Origin of the sequence: Vibrio qingdaonensis (assembly GCF_026191675.1) — a bacterium.
Taxonomy (GTDB): Bacteria; Pseudomonadota; Gammaproteobacteria; order Enterobacterales; family Vibrionaceae; genus Vibrio; species Vibrio qingdaonensis.
In genome coordinates, this window is record NZ_JAKRRY010000012.1 from 59,865 (window position 1) to 79,931 (window position 20,067).

General features: G+C 44.2%; 17 protein-coding genes and 1 riboswitch. Of the genes, 7 read left to right on the forward strand and 10 right to left on the reverse strand.

From position 1 onward, the window contains the following. Positions 1 to 325: 325 nt before the first annotated feature. The 3 genes from infA to aat all read right to left on the reverse strand — a co-directional run bounded on the left by infA (position 326) and on the right by aat (position 2,049). Positions 326 to 544, reverse strand: coding sequence for a translation initiation factor IF-1 (gene infA, locus MD535_RS10860; RefSeq protein WP_005600159.1), 219 nt, complete (start codon positions 542 to 544; stop codon positions 326 to 328). Between the two features lie 81 nt (positions 545 to 625). Next, positions 626 to 1,324: an arginyltransferase gene (locus MD535_RS10865; protein WP_265675056.1), complete on the reverse strand. Its 699-nt coding sequence runs from the start codon at positions 1,322 to 1,324 to the stop codon at positions 626 to 628. Continuing rightward, positions 1,321 to 2,049 (reverse strand): leucyl/phenylalanyl-tRNA--protein transferase, encoded by a 729-nt coding sequence (gene aat / locus MD535_RS10870; protein ID WP_265675057.1) that lies wholly within the window; start codon positions 2,047 to 2,049, stop codon positions 1,321 to 1,323. The genes MD535_RS10865 and aat overlap by 4 nt, the downstream gene beginning before the upstream one ends. A gap of 223 nt (positions 2,050 to 2,272) precedes the next feature. Between aat and aroA the strand changes: the two genes are divergently transcribed. After that, positions 2,273 to 3,553, forward strand: a complete 1,281-nt coding sequence (gene aroA, locus MD535_RS10875; RefSeq protein ID WP_265675058.1) for a 3-phosphoshikimate 1-carboxyvinyltransferase — start codon at positions 2,273 to 2,275, stop codon at positions 3,551 to 3,553. 72 nt (positions 3,554 to 3,625) lie between these two features. Here aroA and MD535_RS10880 read toward each other — a convergent pair whose 3' ends face one another. Next, positions 3,626 to 3,871 carry a YciN family protein gene (locus MD535_RS10880; RefSeq protein ID WP_265675113.1) on the reverse strand — a complete coding sequence of 82 codons (246 nt, stop codon included), beginning with the start codon at positions 3,869 to 3,871 and terminating at the stop codon, positions 3,626 to 3,628. Between the two features lie 333 nt (positions 3,872 to 4,204). On the opposite strand from MD535_RS10880, the gene topA reads away from it, so the two are divergent. The 4 genes from topA to MD535_RS10900 all read left to right on the forward strand — a co-directional run bounded on the left by topA (position 4,205) and on the right by MD535_RS10900 (position 11,003). Further along, positions 4,205 to 6,832: a type I DNA topoisomerase gene (topA, locus tag MD535_RS10885; protein WP_265675059.1), complete on the forward strand. Its 2,628-nt coding sequence runs from the start codon at positions 4,205 to 4,207 to the stop codon at positions 6,830 to 6,832. A gap of 233 nt (positions 6,833 to 7,065) precedes the next feature. Then, a complete protein-coding gene (glgC, locus tag MD535_RS10890; RefSeq protein ID WP_313897275.1) occupies positions 7,066 to 8,574 on the forward strand; it encodes a glucose-1-phosphate adenylyltransferase in 1,509 nt (502 codons plus the stop codon). Between the two features lies 1 nt (position 8,575). Next, positions 8,576 to 10,033: a glycogen synthase GlgA gene (gene glgA / locus MD535_RS10895; RefSeq protein ID WP_265675060.1), complete on the forward strand. Its 1,458-nt coding sequence runs from the start codon at positions 8,576 to 8,578 to the stop codon at positions 10,031 to 10,033. A gap of 175 nt (positions 10,034 to 10,208) precedes the next feature. Next, positions 10,209 to 11,003, forward strand: a complete 795-nt coding sequence (locus MD535_RS10900) for an alpha/beta fold hydrolase (protein WP_265675061.1) — start codon at positions 10,209 to 10,211, stop codon at positions 11,001 to 11,003. A gap of 54 nt (positions 11,004 to 11,057) precedes the next feature. Here MD535_RS10900 and MD535_RS10905 read toward each other — a convergent pair whose 3' ends face one another. The 5 genes from MD535_RS10905 to torD form a co-directional block, all read right to left on the reverse strand. Beyond that, entirely contained in the window at positions 11,058 to 11,375 is a 318-nt protein-coding gene (locus MD535_RS10905) for a DUF2007 domain-containing protein (protein ID WP_265675062.1), read from the reverse strand. Next, positions 11,372 to 12,058, reverse strand: a complete 687-nt coding sequence (locus MD535_RS10910; RefSeq protein WP_265675063.1) for a TVP38/TMEM64 family protein — start codon at positions 12,056 to 12,058, stop codon at positions 11,372 to 11,374. Before MD535_RS10910 ends, MD535_RS10905 begins: the two co-directional genes overlap by 4 nt. A gap of 117 nt (positions 12,059 to 12,175) precedes the next feature. Beyond that, the gene (locus MD535_RS10915) at positions 12,176 to 12,766 is read right to left on the reverse strand and encodes a TfoX/Sxy family DNA transformation protein (protein WP_265675064.1); all 591 of its coding nucleotides are present in this window, start codon (positions 12,764 to 12,766) and stop codon (positions 12,176 to 12,178) included. 110 nt (positions 12,767 to 12,876) lie between these two features. Next, a riboswitch (cyclic di-GMP riboswitch) is annotated at positions 12,877 to 12,960 on the reverse strand. 175 nt (positions 12,961 to 13,135) lie between these two features. Beyond that, entirely contained in the window at positions 13,136 to 14,143 is a 1,008-nt protein-coding gene (purR, locus tag MD535_RS10920; RefSeq protein ID WP_265675065.1) for an HTH-type transcriptional repressor PurR, read from the reverse strand. A gap of 320 nt (positions 14,144 to 14,463) precedes the next feature. Then, positions 14,464 to 15,111 carry a molecular chaperone TorD gene (gene torD / locus MD535_RS10925; RefSeq protein ID WP_265675066.1) on the reverse strand — a complete coding sequence of 216 codons (648 nt, stop codon included), beginning with the start codon at positions 15,109 to 15,111 and terminating at the stop codon, positions 14,464 to 14,466. Positions 15,112 to 15,416: 305 nt separating this feature from the next. On the opposite strand from torD, the gene torR reads away from it, so the two are divergent. Both torR and MD535_RS10935 read left to right on the forward strand, forming a co-directional pair. After that, positions 15,417 to 16,127 (forward strand): two-component system response regulator TorR, encoded by a 711-nt coding sequence (gene torR / locus MD535_RS10930; protein WP_265675067.1) that lies wholly within the window; start codon positions 15,417 to 15,419, stop codon positions 16,125 to 16,127. 326 nt (positions 16,128 to 16,453) lie between these two features. Further along, positions 16,454 to 19,042 (forward strand): Ig-like domain-containing protein, encoded by a 2,589-nt coding sequence (locus MD535_RS10935; RefSeq protein WP_265675068.1) that lies wholly within the window; start codon positions 16,454 to 16,456, stop codon positions 19,040 to 19,042. Between the two features lie 73 nt (positions 19,043 to 19,115). On the opposite strand, the gene elyC is transcribed toward MD535_RS10935, so the two are convergent. Next, complete coding sequence (elyC, locus tag MD535_RS10940; RefSeq protein ID WP_265675069.1) at positions 19,116 to 20,006, reverse strand: envelope biogenesis factor ElyC; 891 nt, start codon at positions 20,004 to 20,006, stop codon at positions 19,116 to 19,118. Between the last annotated feature and the right edge of the window lie 61 nt (positions 20,007 to 20,067).

Consider the following 20,067-nt stretch of genomic DNA (forward strand, 5'->3'; position numbering starts at 1 on the left):
TATAGGATGAAACTGTAGTGATAAAGCGTGCGATTTCTCGCACGCTTTTTTATTGCCTACGGATAGCGATTAGTGATTATTTAAAGTGGTGGCCTATGGTGAGCAATAATACCGAAGACAGTGGTAGTTGTGACAGCGGTAAGGAGGCATAAGCTGACTTCTCTGCGGGTGTTAAGGCTTATGCAGTAGCTCGCGAGTGAGTGATAAATGTGCGTGAGGTATAACGTGGCCGAAATGTTGGTTTTGGCGTCATTATTGGCAAGCAAATAGCCACAAAAAACGGAGCCTAAGCTCCGTTTTTTTTGTGTTCTGTTAAACGTAGAGATTAACGAGCACGGAAGACGATGCGACCTTTAGATAGGTCGTATGGAGTCATCTCTACAGTTACTTTGTCACCAGTAAGGATACGGATGTAGTTTTTACGCATCTTACCAGAGATGTGGGCTGTAACTACGTGACCGTTTTCTAGTTCAACACGGAACATTGTGTTTGGTAGAGTATCAAGAACAGTGCCTTGTAGCTCAATTACGTCTTCTTTAGCCATTGAATCCTCTTTCGAAATGTGGCGCTTTTAACGGTCTGCATTGTGCCGTTAAAATCTTTATAAGTAAAGTTGTCGCGTATTCTACCCTTGCCACCGCTGATTTACTAGCCTTTGATGACGTTGGAAGCGTGTTTTATAGTTCATGGCGGAGCATTGGTCGATTTGATAGCCTAAATATAGCCACTGTTTGTTGTAAAGTTGGCAGTATTGCACTTGAAAAAGCACGGCGAGCGTTCCCAGAGATAGTGGTACGTCTGGGTCAAAAAAAGTGTAAAACGCACTGGCGCTATTTTCCAAAATGTCTGTAATTGCGATACCAACGAGCGTCTCTCCTTCATAAATATGGAGAAAGTGCATAGTCATCCAGCCACATTTAGCAAAATCAAAGAACTGCTCTTTTTTAGGAGGATACATACTGCCACTGGTATGACGTGCGCTGATATACTTAGCGTAGAGTTCAAACCACCCTTCATCGAGTTCGGTTTTTATGGTCCAGGAAAGGTGCGTAGATTTGGATAGAAGGCGCTTTTGGCTGCGACTGGCTTCAAATTCGGGAATCGCGACTCTTAATGCTTGGCATGACTGGCAATGGTCGCATTGTGGTTTATAAATAACGTCGCCGCTGCGGCGAAACCCGTTAGCAAGTAGCATCTCAAAGTGCTCTTCATCATGGCAGTACTTTTCTAAGACGATGGCCACACGCTCTTCTTGTTCTTTGATGTAGCTGCATGGTTGGTTTGTGGTTAAACCAATCCGAATTTGTTGTGAGGCCATGTTCATTCGTTGTTCACCTTGGGTAGAGTTACCGTAATATCCTGTTGTGTGTAACAATCCTTAAGCATGGACGCTTCTCTACGTTGATGCAAACTATCGATAAATACCTCGCGGGTTAATTCTATCGCGCCTAGTGATTCCAAGTGTGGGTTCATGACCTGACAATCGATAAGTGTCCCACCGTGTTTGACAAAGTGCTGGCAAAAATACCATAACGCGACTTTTGAAGCGTTGGGTTGCAGCGAAAACATGGACTCACCACAAAATACCGTTCCAACAGACAGCCCATACAGTCCCCCAACTAAGGTATCGTCTTGCCATACTTCGACAGATTGGCAGTGTCCTTGTTCGGCCAAAGCAATGTAGGCATCGCACATATCTTGATTTAGCCAGGTTTCTTGAGCGGGTCGGGTACTAGAGCAATATTTGATGACTTGCTCTGTCGCCATGTTGATCGTCACACGATATTGCATTTTGTTTTGGTATTTTCTCAAACTACGCGAAGGCTTGAATCGATCAGGAATAAAGACCGCTCTAGGGGCGGGGCTCCACCACAGTAGCGGCTCATTAGGACCAAACCAAGGAAAGACCCCGTGATGGTAGCCGTTCAAGATCCTTTCAGGGTTAAGATCGCCACCAAAAGCGAGCAAACCGTTAGGATCATCGAGGGCCTCAAAAGGAGAGGGGAAATCAAAGTTAGTGCTACTGAGTTCTGGTAAATAAATAGTCATGATAATTAGCTTAGCCGTTCTTGCGTTAATTATACGCTATTTAAGGATGAATATGCCGATTGAATCAGTACTAGCTTGCTAGTACTGATTGCATAAAAGGTAAGCAAAACTCACGGATAAAAGCTGGTGTTTGAGGCATAATTTGGTTAGGCTGCTTTTACGAAGAATAGCAATGGCATTCGTTGTAGGACAGTGGATGCCAGTAAAGGATTAGATTCAATTAATGGAAAGCTTAACACTCCAACCCATCAAAAAAGTCTCCGGAACGGTTAACCTTCCAGGTTCTAAAAGTGTTTCAAACCGCGCGCTACTTTTAGCGGCTTTAGCACAAGGGACAACGACACTCACCAACCTTCTTGATAGTGATGACATTAAGCATATGCTCAATGCCTTAACAGCGTTAGGGGTGAGCTATGACTTGTCAGAAGATAAAAAACAATGCGTAGTGCAAGGCTTAGGTCGTCCTTTTTCGGTTGATCAAATGACGGAGCTATTCTTGGGAAATGCAGGGACAGCAATGCGTCCTTTGGCAGCAGCGCTGTGCCTTGGTCAAGGTGAATACCTACTGACTGGCGAACCAAGAATGAAAGAGCGTCCAATCGGTCATCTTGTTGATGCGCTCGCACAAGCCGGTGCAAAGGTCGAATACCTTGAAAACGTCAATTACCCTCCTCTGAAAATCTATGGCACAGGCTTAGAAGGCGGAAAAGTCACCATTGATGGGTCTATTTCTAGCCAGTTCTTGACGGCATTTTTAATGTCAGCGCCATTTGCAAAATCTGATGTGACGATTGAAATTGTGGGGGAGTTGGTCTCGAAACCTTACATAGACATTACGCTTCACATCATGAAACAGTTTGGCGTCGTGGTTGAAAACGACAACTACCAAACCTTTATCATTCGTTGTGGACAGCAGTACCAATCGCCAGGCCAATTTTTAGTTGAAGGTGACGCTTCATCGGCTTCCTATTTCCTTGCCGCTGCAGCGATAAAGGGCGGAGAAATCAAGGTTACGGGGATTGGAAAAAACAGTATACAAGGTGATATCCACTTTGCTGACGCGTTAGAAAAAATGGGCGCAGAGATAGAGTGGGGCGAGGACTATATTACGTGTCGCAAAGGTGAACTAGTTGGCATCGATATGGATTACAATCATATTCCTGATGCTGCGATGACCATTGCAACAACCGCATTATTTGCAACGGGCAAAACGGTGATCCGCAATGTGTATAACTGGCGTGTCAAAGAAACGGACCGTCTGGCAGCTATGGCGACAGAGCTTAAAAAAGTGGGCGCAAAAGTCGAAGAAGGGGAAGACTATATCATTGTCGAGCCGGTTTCGAAATTAACTCATGCTGAGATTGATACTTATGACGATCATCGAATGGCTATGTGTTTCTCACTTGTCGCGTTAAGCGACACCCCAGTGACAATTAATGATCCTAAATGTACCTCAAAAACGTTCCCGGATTATTTTGATAAGCTGGCAGAATTAAGCCAATAGTAGATTGAAACGTCATTAAGCGCCCTGAAGGGCGCTTATTCGTTTAGTGTTAACGATGATTTGAGCTAATGATTATTTTAGCGTGAATTCTTTAGAAAGGTGATGGGCAAGATACTTGAACATGTTAAATACTGCTGTCGTATTGGCAGTCGGTAAGCCTTGTTCGTCGAGAAAATAATTTCCTTTAAAAACGAGCACTTCATCTTTTTCATCTACACTGTCTGCACGCATACCGTCTAAATAGTCGTCATGCTCTTGAATTATTTGGTTTGCAATTAGCAATAAATCAAATTCGGAAATACGTTGTTTTTCTGACATATCAATGCTCTCAATCATTAGGCAATTTCCGATAGTGTATGGACGCGCAGCGGGTTTGCAAGTACTAAGTTGTTGCCTACAATGGCGGATGTTTTGTGATAAGAAACAAATTTTGATTATCAAAGCTAGGCACAATAAGGGTTTGACGTTTACTATGGCGCCTTCGTTTCAATGGGTAGACGAAGTGAGATCGGACATTTGTCGAGCGATTAGAATGTAATTGCAAAAAACAGGTTGATCTTCTTTTGTTCTCGCTCAATAGTAAAAAGAAGCATAAATTTCGAACATCGTGCGATTAACACTCGCAATGTGATATAGGACGTTAGTGTCATTATGGGAAAGTCACTGGTTATAGTGGAGTCACCCGCTAAGGCTAAAACCATCAACAAATACCTGGGTAAAGACTTCGTCGTGAAGTCGAGTGTGGGTCACGTACGTGATTTACCAACTGCAGGTCAAAGTACTGGTAAAAAAGCAGCGGCAGTCTCGACCAAAGGTTTAAGTGTTGAAGAAAAAGCACGAATTAAAAAAGCAAAAGACCAAAAAGCACTGATTAAAAAGATGGGCATCGACCCATACAGCGACTGGGATGCTAATTATCAGATCCTACCTGGAAAAGAAAAGGTCGTTGCAGAACTACAGAAATTAGCGAAAGACGCCGATTACGTCTACCTCGCAACCGATTTGGACCGCGAGGGAGAGGCTATCGCATGGCACCTTCGTGAGATCATCGGTGGCGATGAAGAGCGATATAAACGAGTCGTCTTTAACGAGATTACTAAAAATGCTATCCAGCAGGCCTTTGAGGCACCTGGAGAGCTGAACATGGATGGTGTTAATGCACAACAGGCGCGTCGTTTCCTCGACCGTGTTGTTGGCTTTATGGTATCGCCATTACTGTGGAAGAAAGTCGCACGTGGCTTGTCTGCAGGCCGTGTACAGTCGGTTGCGGTTAAGTTATTGGTAGAAAGGGAGCGTGAAATTAACGCGTTTATTCCAGAAGAGTTTTGGGATATTCATGCCGATACTAAAACCGCCAATAAGACAGACTTCAGATTGCTTGTCGCTCAAAAGGGCGGTAAGGCATTCAAACCAACCAACGAAACAGAAGCAAGCTCAGCGACAGCAGTTCTAGCCAACGCCACGTATGAAGTGTGCAAGCGTGAAGACAGACCGACGCAGAGCAAGCCATCAGCGCCGTATATCACGTCAACACTGCAACAAGCTGCGAGTACTCGTCTTGGTTACGGTGTTAAAAAGACAATGATGTTGGCCCAGCGTCTTTATGAAGGCGGCTACATTACCTATATGCGTACCGATTCGACGAACTTAAGCTCGGAAGCGGTAGAGACAGTGCGAAGCTATATTGATAGTGAGTTTGGCGGTGAGTATCTGCCTGAAAATCCACTGCGTTACGGCAGCAAAGAGGGTGCACAAGAAGCGCACGAAGCGATTCGACCTTCTGACGTCACCGTTAAAGTTGATGACTTACAGGGTATGGAAGCGGACGCCCATAAACTGTACTCATTGATTTGGAATCAGTTCGTTGCGTGTCAAATGACACCAGCTAAATATGATTCAACGACGGTGAGTGTTAAAGCGGATGACTTTACGCTAAAAGCAAAAGGTCGCATTCTTAAGTTTGATGGTTGGACTCGCGTTCAACGCCCTATGGGCAAAAACGAAGATGCAATTTTGCCTGCGGTACAAGTTGGTGACACATTGGATTTAGTCGCTTTAGATCCAAAGCAACACTTTACGAAACCGCCAGCACGTTTTACAGAAGCGGCACTGGTTAAGGAACTTGAGAAGAAGGGTATTGGCCGACCGTCGACGTATGCCTCTATCATTTCGACAATCCAAGACCGTGGCTACGTGAAAGTAGAACAGCGTCGTTTCTACGCTGAAAAAATGGGTGAGATCGTTACTGACCGTCTCAACTATAGCTTTGACGACCTGATGAACTATGACTTCACCGCTCGTATGGAGCAAAAGCTCGATCAAATAGCGGAAGGTGAAACGAATTGGAAAGGCGTTCTTAACGACTTTTTCAACGAATTTACCACGGACCTAGAAAAAGCCGAACTCGACGAAGAGACAGGAGGCATGAAGCCGAACCATATCGTTGAGACCAATATTGAGTGCCCGACATGTTCTCGTACAATGGGTATCCGTACGGCATCAACAGGCGTATTCTTAGGTTGTTCAGGTTACGCTTTACCACCGAAAGAACGTTGTAAAACGACCATCAACCTTGGTGATGAAGAAGGCATAATCAATGTCTTAGAAGAGGATGTTGAAACGGCAGCGTTACGTGCCAAAAAACGTTGTCCTATCTGTGAAACAGCAATGGACGCGTATCTTATCGACGATAAGCGCAAGCTTCACGTTTGTGGTAATAACCCGAACTGTGAAGGCTACGTTGTTGAGCATGGCGAGTTTAAAGTTAAAGGTTATGACGGCCCAACGGTTGAATGTGATAAATGTAACGCTGAAATGGTGCTAAAAAATGGCCGTTTTGGAAAGTACATGGGTTGTACTAACGAGGAATGTAAGAATACTCGTAAGATCCTTAAGAACGGCGAAATAGCGCCGCCTAAAGAAGATCCAGTTCACTTCCCTGAATTACCGTGCGAAAACTCAGATGCCTACTTTGTGCTTCGGGACGGTGCGTCTGGTCTGTTTATGGCAGCGAGTAACTTCCCTAAATCACGTGAAACACGTGCTCCATTGGTGAGTGAACTCGCGAAATATAAAGAGCGAATTTCACCTAAGTTTCATTACTTGGCTGATGCACCAGTAGAAGACCCAGATGGTCGTCCAACAGTGGTTCGTTTTAGCCGTAAGACCAAAGAGAATTATGTTCGTTCAGAAGTAGAAGGTAAGCCTTCAGGTTGGACGGGTATGTTTGTTGATGGTAAATGGGAAATTACCGATAAGCGTAAAAAGCCAAAGAAATAGCTTCTCATCTTACGGATTGAAAACAGCACCTATTAGGTGCTGTTTTTTTTGCCTGAAAAGAGCGGTATCACAAAACGTTTTATAACTTTTATGTATTTGTAAAGCATCTATGTAGAAAGTGTTAATACGATTTAGATCACAATCGGTTGGTGTCTGGGTGACTGAAGTGTTAGTTAAGTGTGATTTTAATGTTGCGCTGCTATGGATAGTTGTGATGTACGCCACGAGTTGCAATGCAATACCGTACAATGACCGATATTGAGATCTTACTAGTTGTAATCTTTTTTCAACACGATAATTTAGATGAAAACCATACGAAGATTATGGTCGAAGCGTGCCCCGTTCTAAGGAATATTGGTGGTGCGAATTACTTATTTATAAATGGTATTTCACTTTATATACGATATTCAACGTTTGATTGTCTGATGCCAACATCGACATCGTCATCCGTTAATAATGACGTCAGGCTGAATAACAAAGAAAAGCCTGACAATAATGACAAAGCTGTAAAAACGGAGAATATAATGGCTGGTGTATTAGGAATGATTCTTGCTGGTGGCGAAGGGTCTCGCCTTCGTCCTTTAACTGAGTCTCGCAGTAAGCCTGCAGTGCCTTTTGGAGGGAGTTATCGTCTTATCGATTTCGCCCTTAACAACTTTATCAATGCAGACTTAATGCGTGTTTATGTACTGACACAGTTTAAATCTCAATCCCTGTACCAACATATGAGAAAGGGATGGAACCTAACCGGCATCACCGACCGATTTATTGACCCTATCCCAGCGCAAATGCGTGATGGTAAGCGGTGGTATGAAGGGACGGCGGATGCCATTTATCAGAATGTTCGTTTTATCGAGTTGGCAAATCCTGAGCATGTTTGTATTTTTGGTTCTGACCATATTTACAAAATGGACATTCGTCAGATGTTAGACTTCCACAAGCGCACTGAAGCTAAGTTAACGGTCTCGGCTTTGCGCATGCCTTTAGCTGAAGCTTCTGAGTTTGGTGTGATTGAAGTGGATGAAAACGGCAAAATGATTGGCTTTGAAGAAAAGCCAGAAAATCCAAAATCGATTCCTGGTCATCCAGACATGGCCTTGGTATCAATGGGTAACTACATCTTTGAAGCTCAGAGTCTATACCATGAGTTACGTATTGATGCGGAGAATGAAGCATCAAGCCACGACTTTGGTAAAGATATTATCCCTAAAATGTTCCCTGAAGGGGACGTGTATGTCTACGATTTCTCCACGAACAAGATTACCGGCGAAAAAGACACCACGTATTGGCGTGATGTGGGTACGATTGACTCTTATTGGGCGGCACATATGGACTTGCTACAAGAGGACGCTCAGTTTTCATTGTACAACCGTACATGGCCGTTACACACCTATTACCCGCCACTGCCGCCAGCAACGTTTGTTGATGCGGAGCATCAAAAAATTAAAATTACCGATAGCCTAGTGGCAGGTGGTAGTTATGTCCGAGGTTCATCTATTTACCGGTCAGTACTCGGTTTCAGGAGTAACATTGCCGCTGGTTCTATTGTCAGCGAATCTGTTATCCTAGGCGATGTTAAAATTGGTGCGGGTTGTACTATCAAGCGTACGATTATTGACAAAAATGTAGAAATTGCCCCTGGAACAGTGATCGGTGAAGATTTAGAGTTGGACGCGAAGCGTTTTCATGTTTCTCCAGGTGGCGTAGTAGTCATCAAAAAAGGGACAAAAGTTGGATTCTAAAATGAGAAACATAGATGTATGGTTTCCAGTTTCAGAAGCTCAAGGACTTGTAAAAAGTGGAGGCTTGGCAGATGTTGCCAAGGCTCTGCCTAAAGCATTGCAAGAGCTCGGAAAATCGGTAGCAATTACATTACCTGGCTACCAAACCTTACCGAATAAACACGATTACGAGTGTATCCTCTCTACAGAGCTAGAACACTGGCCACATACGGCTTACCAAGTTAAAAAAACCGAACTTGATGGTGTGGATGTTTACGTTATCGAGTGTGATAAATACTTTGACCGACCTGAACTTTATGCTGAGCACAACCGAGCGTATGCCGATAACGGCGAGCGGTTTGGTTTTTTTGCGGCTGCTAGCTTAGATGTTTTACCAAAGCTTGGCATTAAACCCGCCGTAGTACATGCGAATGATTGGCACACGAGCTTAGTCCCGTTTTTGCTGAAAACTCGCTACGGGGATGATGAGCGCTTTCGTGATGTAAAATCTGTCCTAACGGTACACAACGCGATCTTTAAGGGTATTTTCTCTTATAGTCAGCTTGAAATTATCCCTGAGCTAAACCTGTCTGGAATGGAATTCTTGCAGTATGGTGAAGGCTGGGTGAGCATGTTGCGAGCGGGTATCGCTTTTGCTGACAAGATCAATGCGGTAAGTCCGAATTATGCCGCGGAGCTGGTGACGCCGTTGGGATCGCATGGGTTAGTTGATGACTTTGTGCATCGTGCGAAAGATCTACACGGTATCGTTAACGGTTGTGATTACTCTGAGTGGGATCCACGAAACGACGAATTTTTGCCTGAGCGTTATGAAGCGAAGCTTTCTAGTATGTTAAAAGGAAAGTTAGCGTCTAAAACGTTGTTGCAACAAGAGTTGAACCTACCACAAGTTGATACGCCAATGGTGGGGATGGTATGTCGTCTGACACACCAAAAAGGCTTTCATTACATTTTGCCAATTTTAGAGAAGTTTCTTAAGAATGATGTGCAAATAGTCATTATTGGAACAGGCGAATCTCAAATAGCCGCCCACCTACGTGATGTAGCATTAGCGCATCCGGATAAATTGGCATTTGTAGAGGCTTATAGCAACCGTTTTGCCCACTTAGTCGAAGCGGGCTCGGAGTTCTTCTTAATGCCATCAGAGTTTGAAGCTTGTGGCCTTAACCAGCTTTATAGTATGGCTTACGGAACGTTGCCGATTATTCGTAAAGTGGGTGGACTAAAAGACACGGTGATTGATTTTGACGATAATCCGTCAGAAGCCACAGGCTTTGGTTTCGATGAACCGTGCCATGATGCATTGTTGATTACGTTGCAAAGAGCATTATTGTTCTATTTGCAGCAACCAGAAGAGATGCATAAGATGCAACTACGTGCAATGGGGCGTGATTTTAGTTGGCTTGAGTCTGCAAAGGATTACAGCAAAATGTATGATATTGCGTTGAATCAAGGTTAATTATTACAATTACTTAAATGTAAAAAGGCGACGTTATGTCGCCTTTTTTAATGATAGAAATCGATGATGAGTTAACACTTGGAAATGATTTTAAATGAAAAAGTGCGGACTTTTTACCTGCATTTACAAGAATTGTGGTAACGTAACGCACACTAATATCACCCTCTAAGAGCCTATGTCTGAGAATCTACTTTTTCATAAAACGTATCCGCATCCCACCAGTAAAGAGTGGGTAGTGTTTGTGCATGGTGCAGGGGGAAGCTCGTCAATTTGGTTTAAACAAATTCGAGCCTACAAAGAACATTTCAACCTACTTTTTGTCGACCTACGTGGTCACGGTAAATCAAATCAGCTAATCAAAGGAATCATGGCGAGCGGTTACACTTTTAAAAGCGTCACCGTCGATATACTCAAAGTGCTGGATCATCTTAAAATCCAATCCGCGCACTTTGTTGGCATGTCTCTAGGAACTATCATTGTTCGAAATATCGCGGAGTTATCTGCACATCGAGTTCGCTCTATGGTACTAGGAGGCGCTGTAACGCGTTTTAACACGCGTTCGCAGCTGTTGGTCAACATAGGTAACTGGAGCAAGCACATTATCCCGTACATGTGGTTATATCGCTTGTTTGCCTATATTGTGATGCCACAGCGTGGACAAAAAGAGTCTCGTCATCTGTTTGTTCGTGAAGCCAAAAAATTATGCCAAAAAGAATTTAAGCGCTGGTATACCCTAACGACGGAAGTGAATCCTTTACATCGTTATTTTAAAGACAAAGAACTGCCAATTCCCACGCTCTACTTAATGGGGGACAAAGATTATATGTTTATCCACCCGGTCAAAGAGATGGTGGCAGAGCATAAATCGAGTCGTTTATTAGAGATTGCAGACTGTGGACATGTTTGTAACGTAGAAAAACCCGACGAGTTTAATAAGCATTCCATTGCCTTTATTCAATCAGTCAGTTAATAATTTCTCCTGCTAGGTGCTAGGTGCTAGGTGCTAGGTGCTAGGTGCTAGGTGCTAGGTGCTAGGTGCTAGGTGCTGGCAATTCCAACAAGAGCCGAATTGAGCCTCATTAAGTTCATGGCAGGTTGGACAGAGCCAGCTTGCCCCCACGTGTTTGCTGGCTTGTTGCAAGGCGTCTATGAGGAGCTTAGCTTGAGACTCTTGCGTTAGATCCATCAACCAAATAAAGGGCAATGAGCTTTCATCAAATGGGATCTCACCTCTTAATCCAAAGACGCCTTCACCTCTCACTTCGCATTGAACACCTTCCGCAGAAAGTTGCTGTTGAATAATGTGTGTTTCGGTTGGGGTGTTGCCGACATAAATCTTCATTTAGTCTCTACCTGGGGCGTTTTGTTTAATTTTGCCATGAACCACTTTGCGATAAGTGGAAACAGCCCTAACAAAGCAAATGAAGCAAGGACGGTAGGGGACACAATTCCAGACAAGCTATCAATATTCGCAAGTTGCGTACCGGCATTTAAATATACGGCGGTGCCTGGTAGCATCCCTAGCTGACTGACCAAGTAGTACTTGGAGACACGAATAGGGGTTAAACCCATGAGTAGGTTGATTAAAAAGAATGGAAATACAGGGATAAGCCGCAAAGAGAAAAGGTAGAATGCCCCATCTTTCTCGACGCCATCATTAATCGTCGTAAGCTTTGCACCGAACTGGCGTTGAACCCAATCTCGTAATAGAAACCGACTGCTAAGGAAGGCTAGCGTTGCCCCGATAGTACTTGCAAAGGACACGAGCAAAAGGCTGCTCCAAAATCCAAATAACGCAGCGCCTAAAAGTGTGACAACCGCAGCGCCGGGCACTGAAAATGCTGTAATCGCAATGTATAGGAAGAAATAGGTGAGCGCAGCTGCGACGAAATTCGCGTCAATGTAACTCGCGAGCTCAGCTTGCTGTGCCTTCGCGTTTTCTAATGTTAAGTACTGACCGAATTGCGACCCTAAGAATAGAATGATGGCAACGAAGGCGAATCCCAATAATAATTTTTTACTCATGACTTACTCCATGTAAACAATGCATCTTTAGTATAAGACAGGAGTAGGGCGAATTTACTTTCAAAGACTTATAAAAAAATCAGCGTTAAGCTGATTTTATTTATAAGTCTAATAACGCTAGTTGATGTGGTTAGCGAGTTCGTCTCGTTTTGCTTGTGGAATAACAGACCAATGCGTACCGTTGATCGCCCCTTCTAACGCCCAAAGTAACTCTAGGCCAACACTCGTTGAATGCGTTTTCTGGATAGCTTTGAAGGCTTCCACAGAGCCATGCTCTTGTAGCGAATTAACCGATTCGATACCCGCTTTCTTGAGCATACGCTCTGTAGCAAGGCGGAGGTTCGGTAGGTCCTTTAAGCGATTTGGTTTAGTATCAGACTGCTTTACTTTCTCATCTTTGGCAAAATCCAAGGCTGCACGGGCGTATGACAGAATAACATCTGTATCGTCCCAGCAATCTTCTGGAAGTGCAAAGTACTTAGTAACGACAGGGAATCCACGTTTTTTATATACATAGGGTGTATAGCCCAACTGTTTAAAAGACGCGACTGTTTTTGGGTTGGTTCGGATGTGTAATTTGTTGTTCACTGCTAATGCAAACATTGTTTCGTCAACAAAGATCCCAAATCCACCGAACATGGAGCGAGATTTTACTTTTCCTAGTTGAGCGAACAATTGCATTGAATTTTTTAATACTGGATTGTCCATGCTTATCTTTTCTCGGTGTTATTGATTGTGTCACCAAAATCAGGTCCGAGAGTATAGCAAACAGGTGTCAAATCCTTGTTAGGTCAATAACAAGATTTAATACCTTTGCCATCGGTAACCCCGCTACCTACCAAGTTTGGTTTAGGCCGGAGGCTTTGCGTCCCACCTTTTCAGATGGTTTGCCCTGTGCGTGACTCAAATAGCATAAAGAAAAAAACCATTAACCTGCATGGGTTATTGGTTGAAGTGTGATGTTGCTTCAAAAATTAGAGGGGTATTTGTGCTTGTGAAGTAGCACGAAGTAACAATGCAGATTGGAATTTATGGGAAGAAGATCAAAAAAAAGCGCTCAATAGAGCGCTTTTGTCATCATTCTGTCATGTCTTTGACAGAGCTGCGTTCGATTATCTCTGGGTGCATCTCGAATATACGCTTGTCGTGACCTTTATCTTTGATTCGTTCAAGTAGAATCTCAAATGCATTCTTACCAACACGACGTTTTGGTTGGTGAACGGTAGTCAATGGCGGTGAAAAGTACTCGGCCAGTTCGATATTGTCGTAACCAATTACAGATATATCGCCAGGGACGTTTAATCCAAGCTGCTGTAATCGACTCATTAAGCCTAATGCCATGGTATCGTTAAAACAGAAAACAGCGCTTGGGCGATCCTCCATCGCTGCGATTCGGTTTGCAGCGATGACAGCGGTATCACATTCGAAGTTACCTTCAAAAATACGGTCTTCTTTCATCGTTAAGCCTGCTTCTGTTAAAGCGCGTTGATAACCGACAATGCGCTCTTGGCAAACCGCTTTTTCTAAGTGACCGCTTAAGCAGGCAATATCAGTATGCCCTTTCTCGATAAGGTATTTTGTCGCTAGGTAACCACCTTCTTCCGAGTTGTCGATAATCTTATCTGCTTGCGAGCTTTCCGGACCCCAGTCCATAATCACTTTCGGGATATCTGCGTGGCGGTCAAGCATAGTAAGAAGTTCTTCAGTTAGGTCTGAACACATCACTAAGATGCCATCTACACGTTTTTCTGCCAGCATACGGATGTAGTCGCGTTGTTTTTCATACACGCCACCGGTGTTACACAGTATCAAGGTATAACCTTGTCGATAGCAATAACTCTCAACCCCATCAATCACCTCAGAGAAAAAGAGGTTGGTTGATTGAGTGACCAACATACCAATTGTCTTTGTCGAGTTACACTTTAAGCTTCTTGCCACCGCACTTGGCGCGTAATTGAGCTCTTCAACTGCAGCATTAACTTTTTCTTGTGTGGCCTCGGCAACAAAACGCGTTTTGTTGATGACGTGAGATACGGTGGTAGTCGAAACGCCAGCTAGGCGGGCGACGTCTTTAATTGTTGCCATAGCTTTTTCCTGTTAGTAACGGCTTTCGTGGTTTTAATTGCATAAAAGTCGTTGCGGTCATGAAGCATTATTTACGAAAAATAAGCGCTTTGTTGTAACGAATGCGTACCGGACACCAATACACTTTGTGAAATGGAGGTTTCAATCAGTACATTTAAGTGGAAACCACATCGTACTAAAGCCTAGCTTTCGCATTTAAACGGCGAATTGTAGTCTTAGTGGCAGACCCTAGCAACGTCTGAACCGACAATTTTGTCTATAAAAGCCAAATTTATATTTGGCTTGTTGATTATTACTACTTTAGCGCGCAGTAACGGTGATTACTCAATACGCAAATATGTGAGGTCTAGCTGACAAAATGCGACGAGTAAATGGGCAACCGACGCATAAAAGCCAAATTCATCGAATTCTTTACATCGTAATTCAAATTTAGGTAGCCACGTCATTAGATGCTGGTCAATAAAGTCAGCTTGCTCAAGCAGAGCGCTATTGATGTGTGCATCAGACTCAAGCTCATTGGAGCGAATAATGAGATTGCCGAGAAAATCCAATTCTATCGCTAAGTGATCGGCAGGTTCATTCAGGTTTTCGGACACGCCGATATTATGTTGTTTGAGAAGAGTTGCCATATCATGTGCAGGCGTGTCATTTAGTAAACCGGATTCACCGATATACATCGACGCGTAGGGGAGCGCACCATGTTTATCTGTTTTTAAAAACAGATCACAGAAGTCAGCAGAGAGCTCAAGTTGAGCATCTTCGCGGGTTTGTAAACGATTGAGCGTGTCGACCAGATTGGCAATAGCCGTGGTTAAAGACGCATTCTCACCCAATCCAGCAAGGAAAGCGCGTATCTCTACACTGTGATATTTTTCTAGCTCTTCTTGTGTTAGCTCTTTAGCAAATAGGCTTGATAGCCACCAATAAATTTCAGCACGTTGTTCGTTAAATGCTTTGATTTCTTGCATTTTATAGTCTCCAAAAGTCTTATCCTCATTTTAGCCAATAAAAATGAACAGCAGTAAGCTAATTGGTGAAAAAATATAGGAACTTGTGAAGATAAATGAATGTGTCGATTGTAGCACGAGAAAATTGGATTTTAGCCCAAAGGCGACTCGATTAGTGGTGTTGCATATCTTAATCGAGAATAGTTCTTGTCTTTAATCAATAAAAACACGACTTTCGACAATTTACGATGATGTCGACTAGAATTGTGACTAATTATGAATAGAATGGTCTTGGTCATAACACATTAACAAAAGAAACGGTGCCTATGAGTTATCACGTATTAGTCGTTGAAGACGATATCGTTACACGTAGCAAGTTGTCTGGTTACTTTGAAAGTGAAGGCTACTTAGTAAGCGAAGCGGAAAGCGGGGAAGAGATGCGCCAAGTGCTGCAATCATCCAGTGTCGATCTTGTGATGCTTGATATCAACTTACCGGGTGAAGATGGACTCATGCTGACTCGTGAATTACGCAGTCAATCTGACATTGGTATTATACTGGTGACCGGACGCACTGACAGCATTGATAAAATAGTTGGCTTAGAGATGGGAGCCGATGACTACGTCACCAAACCGTTTGAGTTAAGAGAGCTGCTAGTTAGAGTTAAGAACTTACTGTGGCGAATTTCCCAAGCAAGAAAGCCACCACAAGAGCCTCAAAGTGTTGAAAATGAACATATCGTGCATTTCGGCGATTGGTTGTTTGATAAACAGCGACGCTCGTTAACGTGCAGTGGCGAGCCAGTAAAGCTGACAAAAGCGGAATATGAACTATTGGTCGCCTTATCGACGTACCCTAATCAGGTGCTAAGTCGAGAACGTATCCTTAACATGATCAGTCACCGCGTTGACGCACCAAATGATCGTACCATTGATGTGTTAATTCGCCGCATGCGAACGAAAATGGAAATGGATCCTAAGAATCCACAGATTTTCATTACCGTTCACGGTGAAGGTTACATGTTTGCTGGTGATTAGACACTGCAGCTGATTAAGCGCTACAGATGCGCTGACTTATCAAGTATTCCTTATGTAGGCCCGGACGTTGTATTTCGTCCGGGCTTTTTAATGCGAGTAATCTAGATAAATGATGAAATTGATATGCAACACAAGTATTACTTTTGTTAAGTGACTCGTAATCAGGTTCTGGAATGCCTACAGATTCATTTACTCGCTCGTGAGTGCGCTAGCTTGAATAGGCTGTTATGAAAAATTTAGTCGCCCAGGTTGGGTATTAAAAGAGAAAAACTAACGATTAACAGCGATTTATCATAGTTAAGTTCATTTAATACAAGGACAAGTAAATGGATAGGACGAACCCGATAGCCCAAAATAAATTACTGTCTCCAAAGGCAGCGTTGAATCACTACACTGCAACTTCATTATCGCTACTTGTTTTATTTTCGCCCACCGCATTCGCTTATCAGTGTGACAACTTACCGGTATGGAATGCAGAGACAGCGTATAACGGCGGTGCTGAGGTAAAATTCCAATCGAATGCTTATCAAGCGAACTGGTGGAGCCAAAATGCAAATCCAAGCGAAAAATCGGGTAGTTTCCAAGAGTGGACACTGCTCGGGGCGTGTGACGCGAGTGGAGGAAACCAATTACCGACGCTATCAATTCTTTCCCCTGTAGAAGGTGCCAATATAGCGTCTGGTAATACGATTACTTTTCAGGCCGATGCAAGCGATGTTGATGATGCGATTGCCACTGTCGCTTTTGTTGTCAATGGCCAAGTTGTAGCAACAGTAACGTCACCGCCTTATAGCGTAGATTGGCTTGCCACGGTTGGGAGCTACACCCTTGACGTTATTGCCACCGATGAGCGCGGCGCGAAAACCACGCAGTCGAGATTGTTTTCAGTTTCGATGACAGAAAATCAACCGCCATCCATCACCTTATCGGCAGACTCGCTATCAGTGTCGGTTGATCAGCCAGTGACACTCTCAGCGGCCGCAGATGATGTTGATGGTAGCGTAACCAGTGTTCGTTATGTCGTGGATGGCGTTACGCTCAGCACATTAACCACACCACCATGGACAACGACTTGGACGCCAGCGGCTGTGGGTCAGTTTGCGATACAAGCTATTGCTACTGATGATGGTGGGCTAAGTACTCAGTCACAACTTATTGATATTAACGTTTCGAGTGCAACATCTGGCGGGCAATGTACGACACTGCCGAGTTATGTGGCGGGCAGTCAATACTCGAGTAATGAGCAAGTTAAAAATAATGATGAAGTATACCAGTGTAAAGTGGCAGGCTGGTGTTCATCAAGTTCTGCATGGGCCTATGAACCGGGTGTCGGTCAATATTGGCAAGACGCGTGGGATAGTTTAGGCAGTTGCGGATCGTCTCCCGTCGTCAGTATTTTGTCACCGTCGGCAGGACAAGCGGTCTTACTGGGTAGTGATGTTACCATTCAAGCCGACGCAACGGATAGCGATGGCAGCGTCGTCTCTGTAGAGGCCAGTGTGGATGGCACGTCGTTAGGTGCGCTGACACAAGCACCTTATACCTGGTTGTGGAACGTGAACACGTTAACGTCAGCGACAATCAGCATTGTTGCGACGGATGATCAGCAGCGTGAAACTCTGGCTTCAACAACCGTTAATGTTACCGACCAAGTGCTAACCAGCGAAATCATACAACCTACGTCTGGTAGTATTGTCCCGTTAGATAAACCGGTATATGTGACGGTGTCGGCGCAATCCCTGCAAAGTGACATTGCTAAAGCAGAGCTCTATGTCAACGGACAGTTAGTGGCAACAGATAGCGCAGCACCTTATGAGTTTTCATGGCAGCCAGCAGCTATCGGAGGCTATCAGTTAACGGCCTTAGTATCCGATACTCAAGGTAATCAGGTGGTGTCGAACAGTGTCTCGATCGAAGCGAAATCCATCACGTTGCCTAAGCATAAATTGATCGGCTATTGGCACAACTTTGTTAATGGCTCCGGTTGTCCAATGCCATTGAGTGAGATGTCAAAAGATTGGGACATTATTGATATTGCCTTCGCTGATAACGATCGTAACAGTAATGGCACCGTACATTTTAACCTTTATAACGGTGACATCCGCTCTGACTGTCTACCGATTGACCCGGTGAAATTTAAGCAAGATCTTGCCTCGCTGCAATCAGAGGGTAAAGTTTTTGTATTATCGTTGGGTGGTGCAGAAGGCACTATCACCTTGAATACAGCAGCGGATGAAGCGGCCTTTGTTAGTAGCTTAACGGCTATTATTCAAGAATGGGGCTTTGATGGTTTAGATATCGATCTAGAAAGTGGTTCGAATCTTGTTCACGGTAGTCAAATTCAAGCTCGATTGCCAACGGCGTTGCGAAAAATTCAACAAAATATGGGTCGAGACATGTACCTAACCATGGCACCGGAGCATCCATATGTGCAAGGGGGAATGGTCGCTTACTCGGGTATTTGGGGCGCGTATATTCCTGTTATCGATCAGGTAAGGGACATGCTGAATTTGCTCCATGTCCAGTTGTATAACAATGGCGGCCTCGCCAACCCTTACACGACAGGAGCGGCGGCAGAAGGATCGGTTGACATGATGGTTGCCGCATCCAAAATGCTTACCGAAGGGTTTGAACTCGCGGATGGGTCGATGTTCCAGCCATTGAGAGGTGACCAAGTGGCTATAGGGCTTCCATCGGGTCCTAGTTCAGCGAACTCTGGGCAAGCGCCCATCGCCAATATTGAAGCAGCGCTTGATTGTATGGTTTTACTGCAGCGATGTGGTAGCGTGCAACCAACGAAGTTATCGCCTAATTTTGGTGGAGTAATGACATGGTCTATCAACTGGGATCAACATGATGGCTTCAACTTCTCCGCTCCGGTGAAAGCCAAGCTTAACCAGTTAAATAATAGATAAACGCTCTCGAAAACAAAAAGACCTCATCGTTATGATGAGGTCTTTTTTATCTTACTAAGGATTACGCCGTCGCTTATTTACCGTTGGCTTGTTCGGTTTTAGGCGCATTATCTATTTCAGAGTGAGTCTCGTCTTCGACAGCAAGAGCATCGTCTACAGCATCAGATTCTAAGACGGTGGGATCGGCAGATGGTGTACCCTCGTTTGCAGCCCAATCACGAAGACGCTGCCACGTTAGCCCCATCGTCTCATGCCAATAGCGTTCTGTTTGCTCAAGATATTGCGCTTTTGGCGTGTATTTTTGCCACGCTTGCTCAATATTTTTTTGCGCCAAAAAGTTAGTCGGGGCAGGATAGGGAACTAATCCCGCAGACTCAAACTCGTACATAGCACGTTGCATGTGACTGGCTGACGTAACAAGCACCATTTTTTTATTTTTAACGAATGACGTTGCCTGTCTTGCCTCTTCCCATGTGTCCTTGGCGCTTTCAAGTAAAATAATGTCGGGTTTAGAGACGCCTAGCGCTAACGCGACTTTTGCCATCATACGAGCTTGACTCACGTCAGTGCCGCCATTGTAGCCAGACAATATCAGCTTCGCCCCTGGGTACATGCGCATCACGCGAATGCCTTCACTAAGGCGTACTAGGGCCGTTCGGCTAAGCTCTGACGTTGGCGGGAGATCGCTGTCGACCACGTGACCACTGCCCAGCACCATGACATAGTCAATGGTCTCGTTTACGGGTAAAAAAGGTTTGTACTGACGCTCTAATGGCATCAGTAAGCGGCTAGACAGAGGCTGGAAGGCGATGAGAAAAATCCCACACAGTGATACAAGAATAACCATGCATCCGATTCTGCGCCTAGCAGTAAACATAATAAGTGCTAGCCCGAGAAAACCTAAGATCAGCATGGCTGGTAAAGGCATTAGTAGGGATGACACGATTTTTTTCAGCTCAAACATAAACTAATAGTCCGAAAAAACACCACTTAACGCTAAAAAAGAGGCTTGCCCCTTTATTCCT

What these genes read in the sequence shown, in the direction of transcription:
- infA (WP_005600159.1), bottom strand. Translation starts at nt 544, where the DNA reads ATGGCTAAAGAAGACGTAATTGAGCTACAAGGCACTGTTCTTGATACT.
- MD535_RS10865 (WP_265675056.1), bottom strand. Translation starts at nt 1,324, where the DNA reads ATGAACATGGCCTCACAACAAATTCGGATTGGTTTAACCACAAACCAA.
- aat (WP_265675057.1), bottom strand. Translation starts at nt 2,049, where the DNA reads ATGACTATTTATTTACCAGAACTCAGTAGCACTAACTTTGATTTCCCC.
- aroA (WP_265675058.1), top strand. Translation starts at nt 2,273, where the DNA reads ATGGAAAGCTTAACACTCCAACCCATCAAAAAAGTCTCCGGAACGGTT.
- MD535_RS10880 (WP_265675113.1), bottom strand. Translation starts at nt 3,871, where the DNA reads ATGTCAGAAAAACAACGTATTTCCGAATTTGATTTATTGCTAATTGCA.
- topA (WP_265675059.1), top strand. Translation starts at nt 4,205, where the DNA reads ATGGGAAAGTCACTGGTTATAGTGGAGTCACCCGCTAAGGCTAAAACC.
- glgC (WP_313897275.1), top strand. Translation starts at nt 7,066, where the DNA reads ATGCAATACCGTACAATGACCGATATTGAGATCTTACTAGTTGTAATC.
- glgA (WP_265675060.1), top strand. Translation starts at nt 8,576, where the DNA reads ATGAGAAACATAGATGTATGGTTTCCAGTTTCAGAAGCTCAAGGACTT.
- MD535_RS10900 (WP_265675061.1), top strand. Translation starts at nt 10,209, where the DNA reads ATGTCTGAGAATCTACTTTTTCATAAAACGTATCCGCATCCCACCAGT.
- MD535_RS10905 (WP_265675062.1), bottom strand. Translation starts at nt 11,375, where the DNA reads ATGAAGATTTATGTCGGCAACACCCCAACCGAAACACACATTATTCAA.
- MD535_RS10910 (WP_265675063.1), bottom strand. Translation starts at nt 12,058, where the DNA reads ATGAGTAAAAAATTATTATTGGGATTCGCCTTCGTTGCCATCATTCTA.
- MD535_RS10915 (WP_265675064.1), bottom strand. Translation starts at nt 12,766, where the DNA reads ATGGACAATCCAGTATTAAAAAATTCAATGCAATTGTTCGCTCAACTA.
- purR (WP_265675065.1), bottom strand. Translation starts at nt 14,143, where the DNA reads ATGGCAACAATTAAAGACGTCGCCCGCCTAGCTGGCGTTTCGACTACC.
- torD (WP_265675066.1), bottom strand. Translation starts at nt 15,111, where the DNA reads ATGCAAGAAATCAAAGCATTTAACGAACAACGTGCTGAAATTTATTGG.
- torR (WP_265675067.1), top strand. Translation starts at nt 15,417, where the DNA reads ATGAGTTATCACGTATTAGTCGTTGAAGACGATATCGTTACACGTAGC.
- MD535_RS10935 (WP_265675068.1), top strand. Translation starts at nt 16,454, where the DNA reads ATGGATAGGACGAACCCGATAGCCCAAAATAAATTACTGTCTCCAAAG.
- elyC (WP_265675069.1), bottom strand. Translation starts at nt 20,006, where the DNA reads ATGTTTGAGCTGAAAAAAATCGTGTCATCCCTACTAATGCCTTTACCA.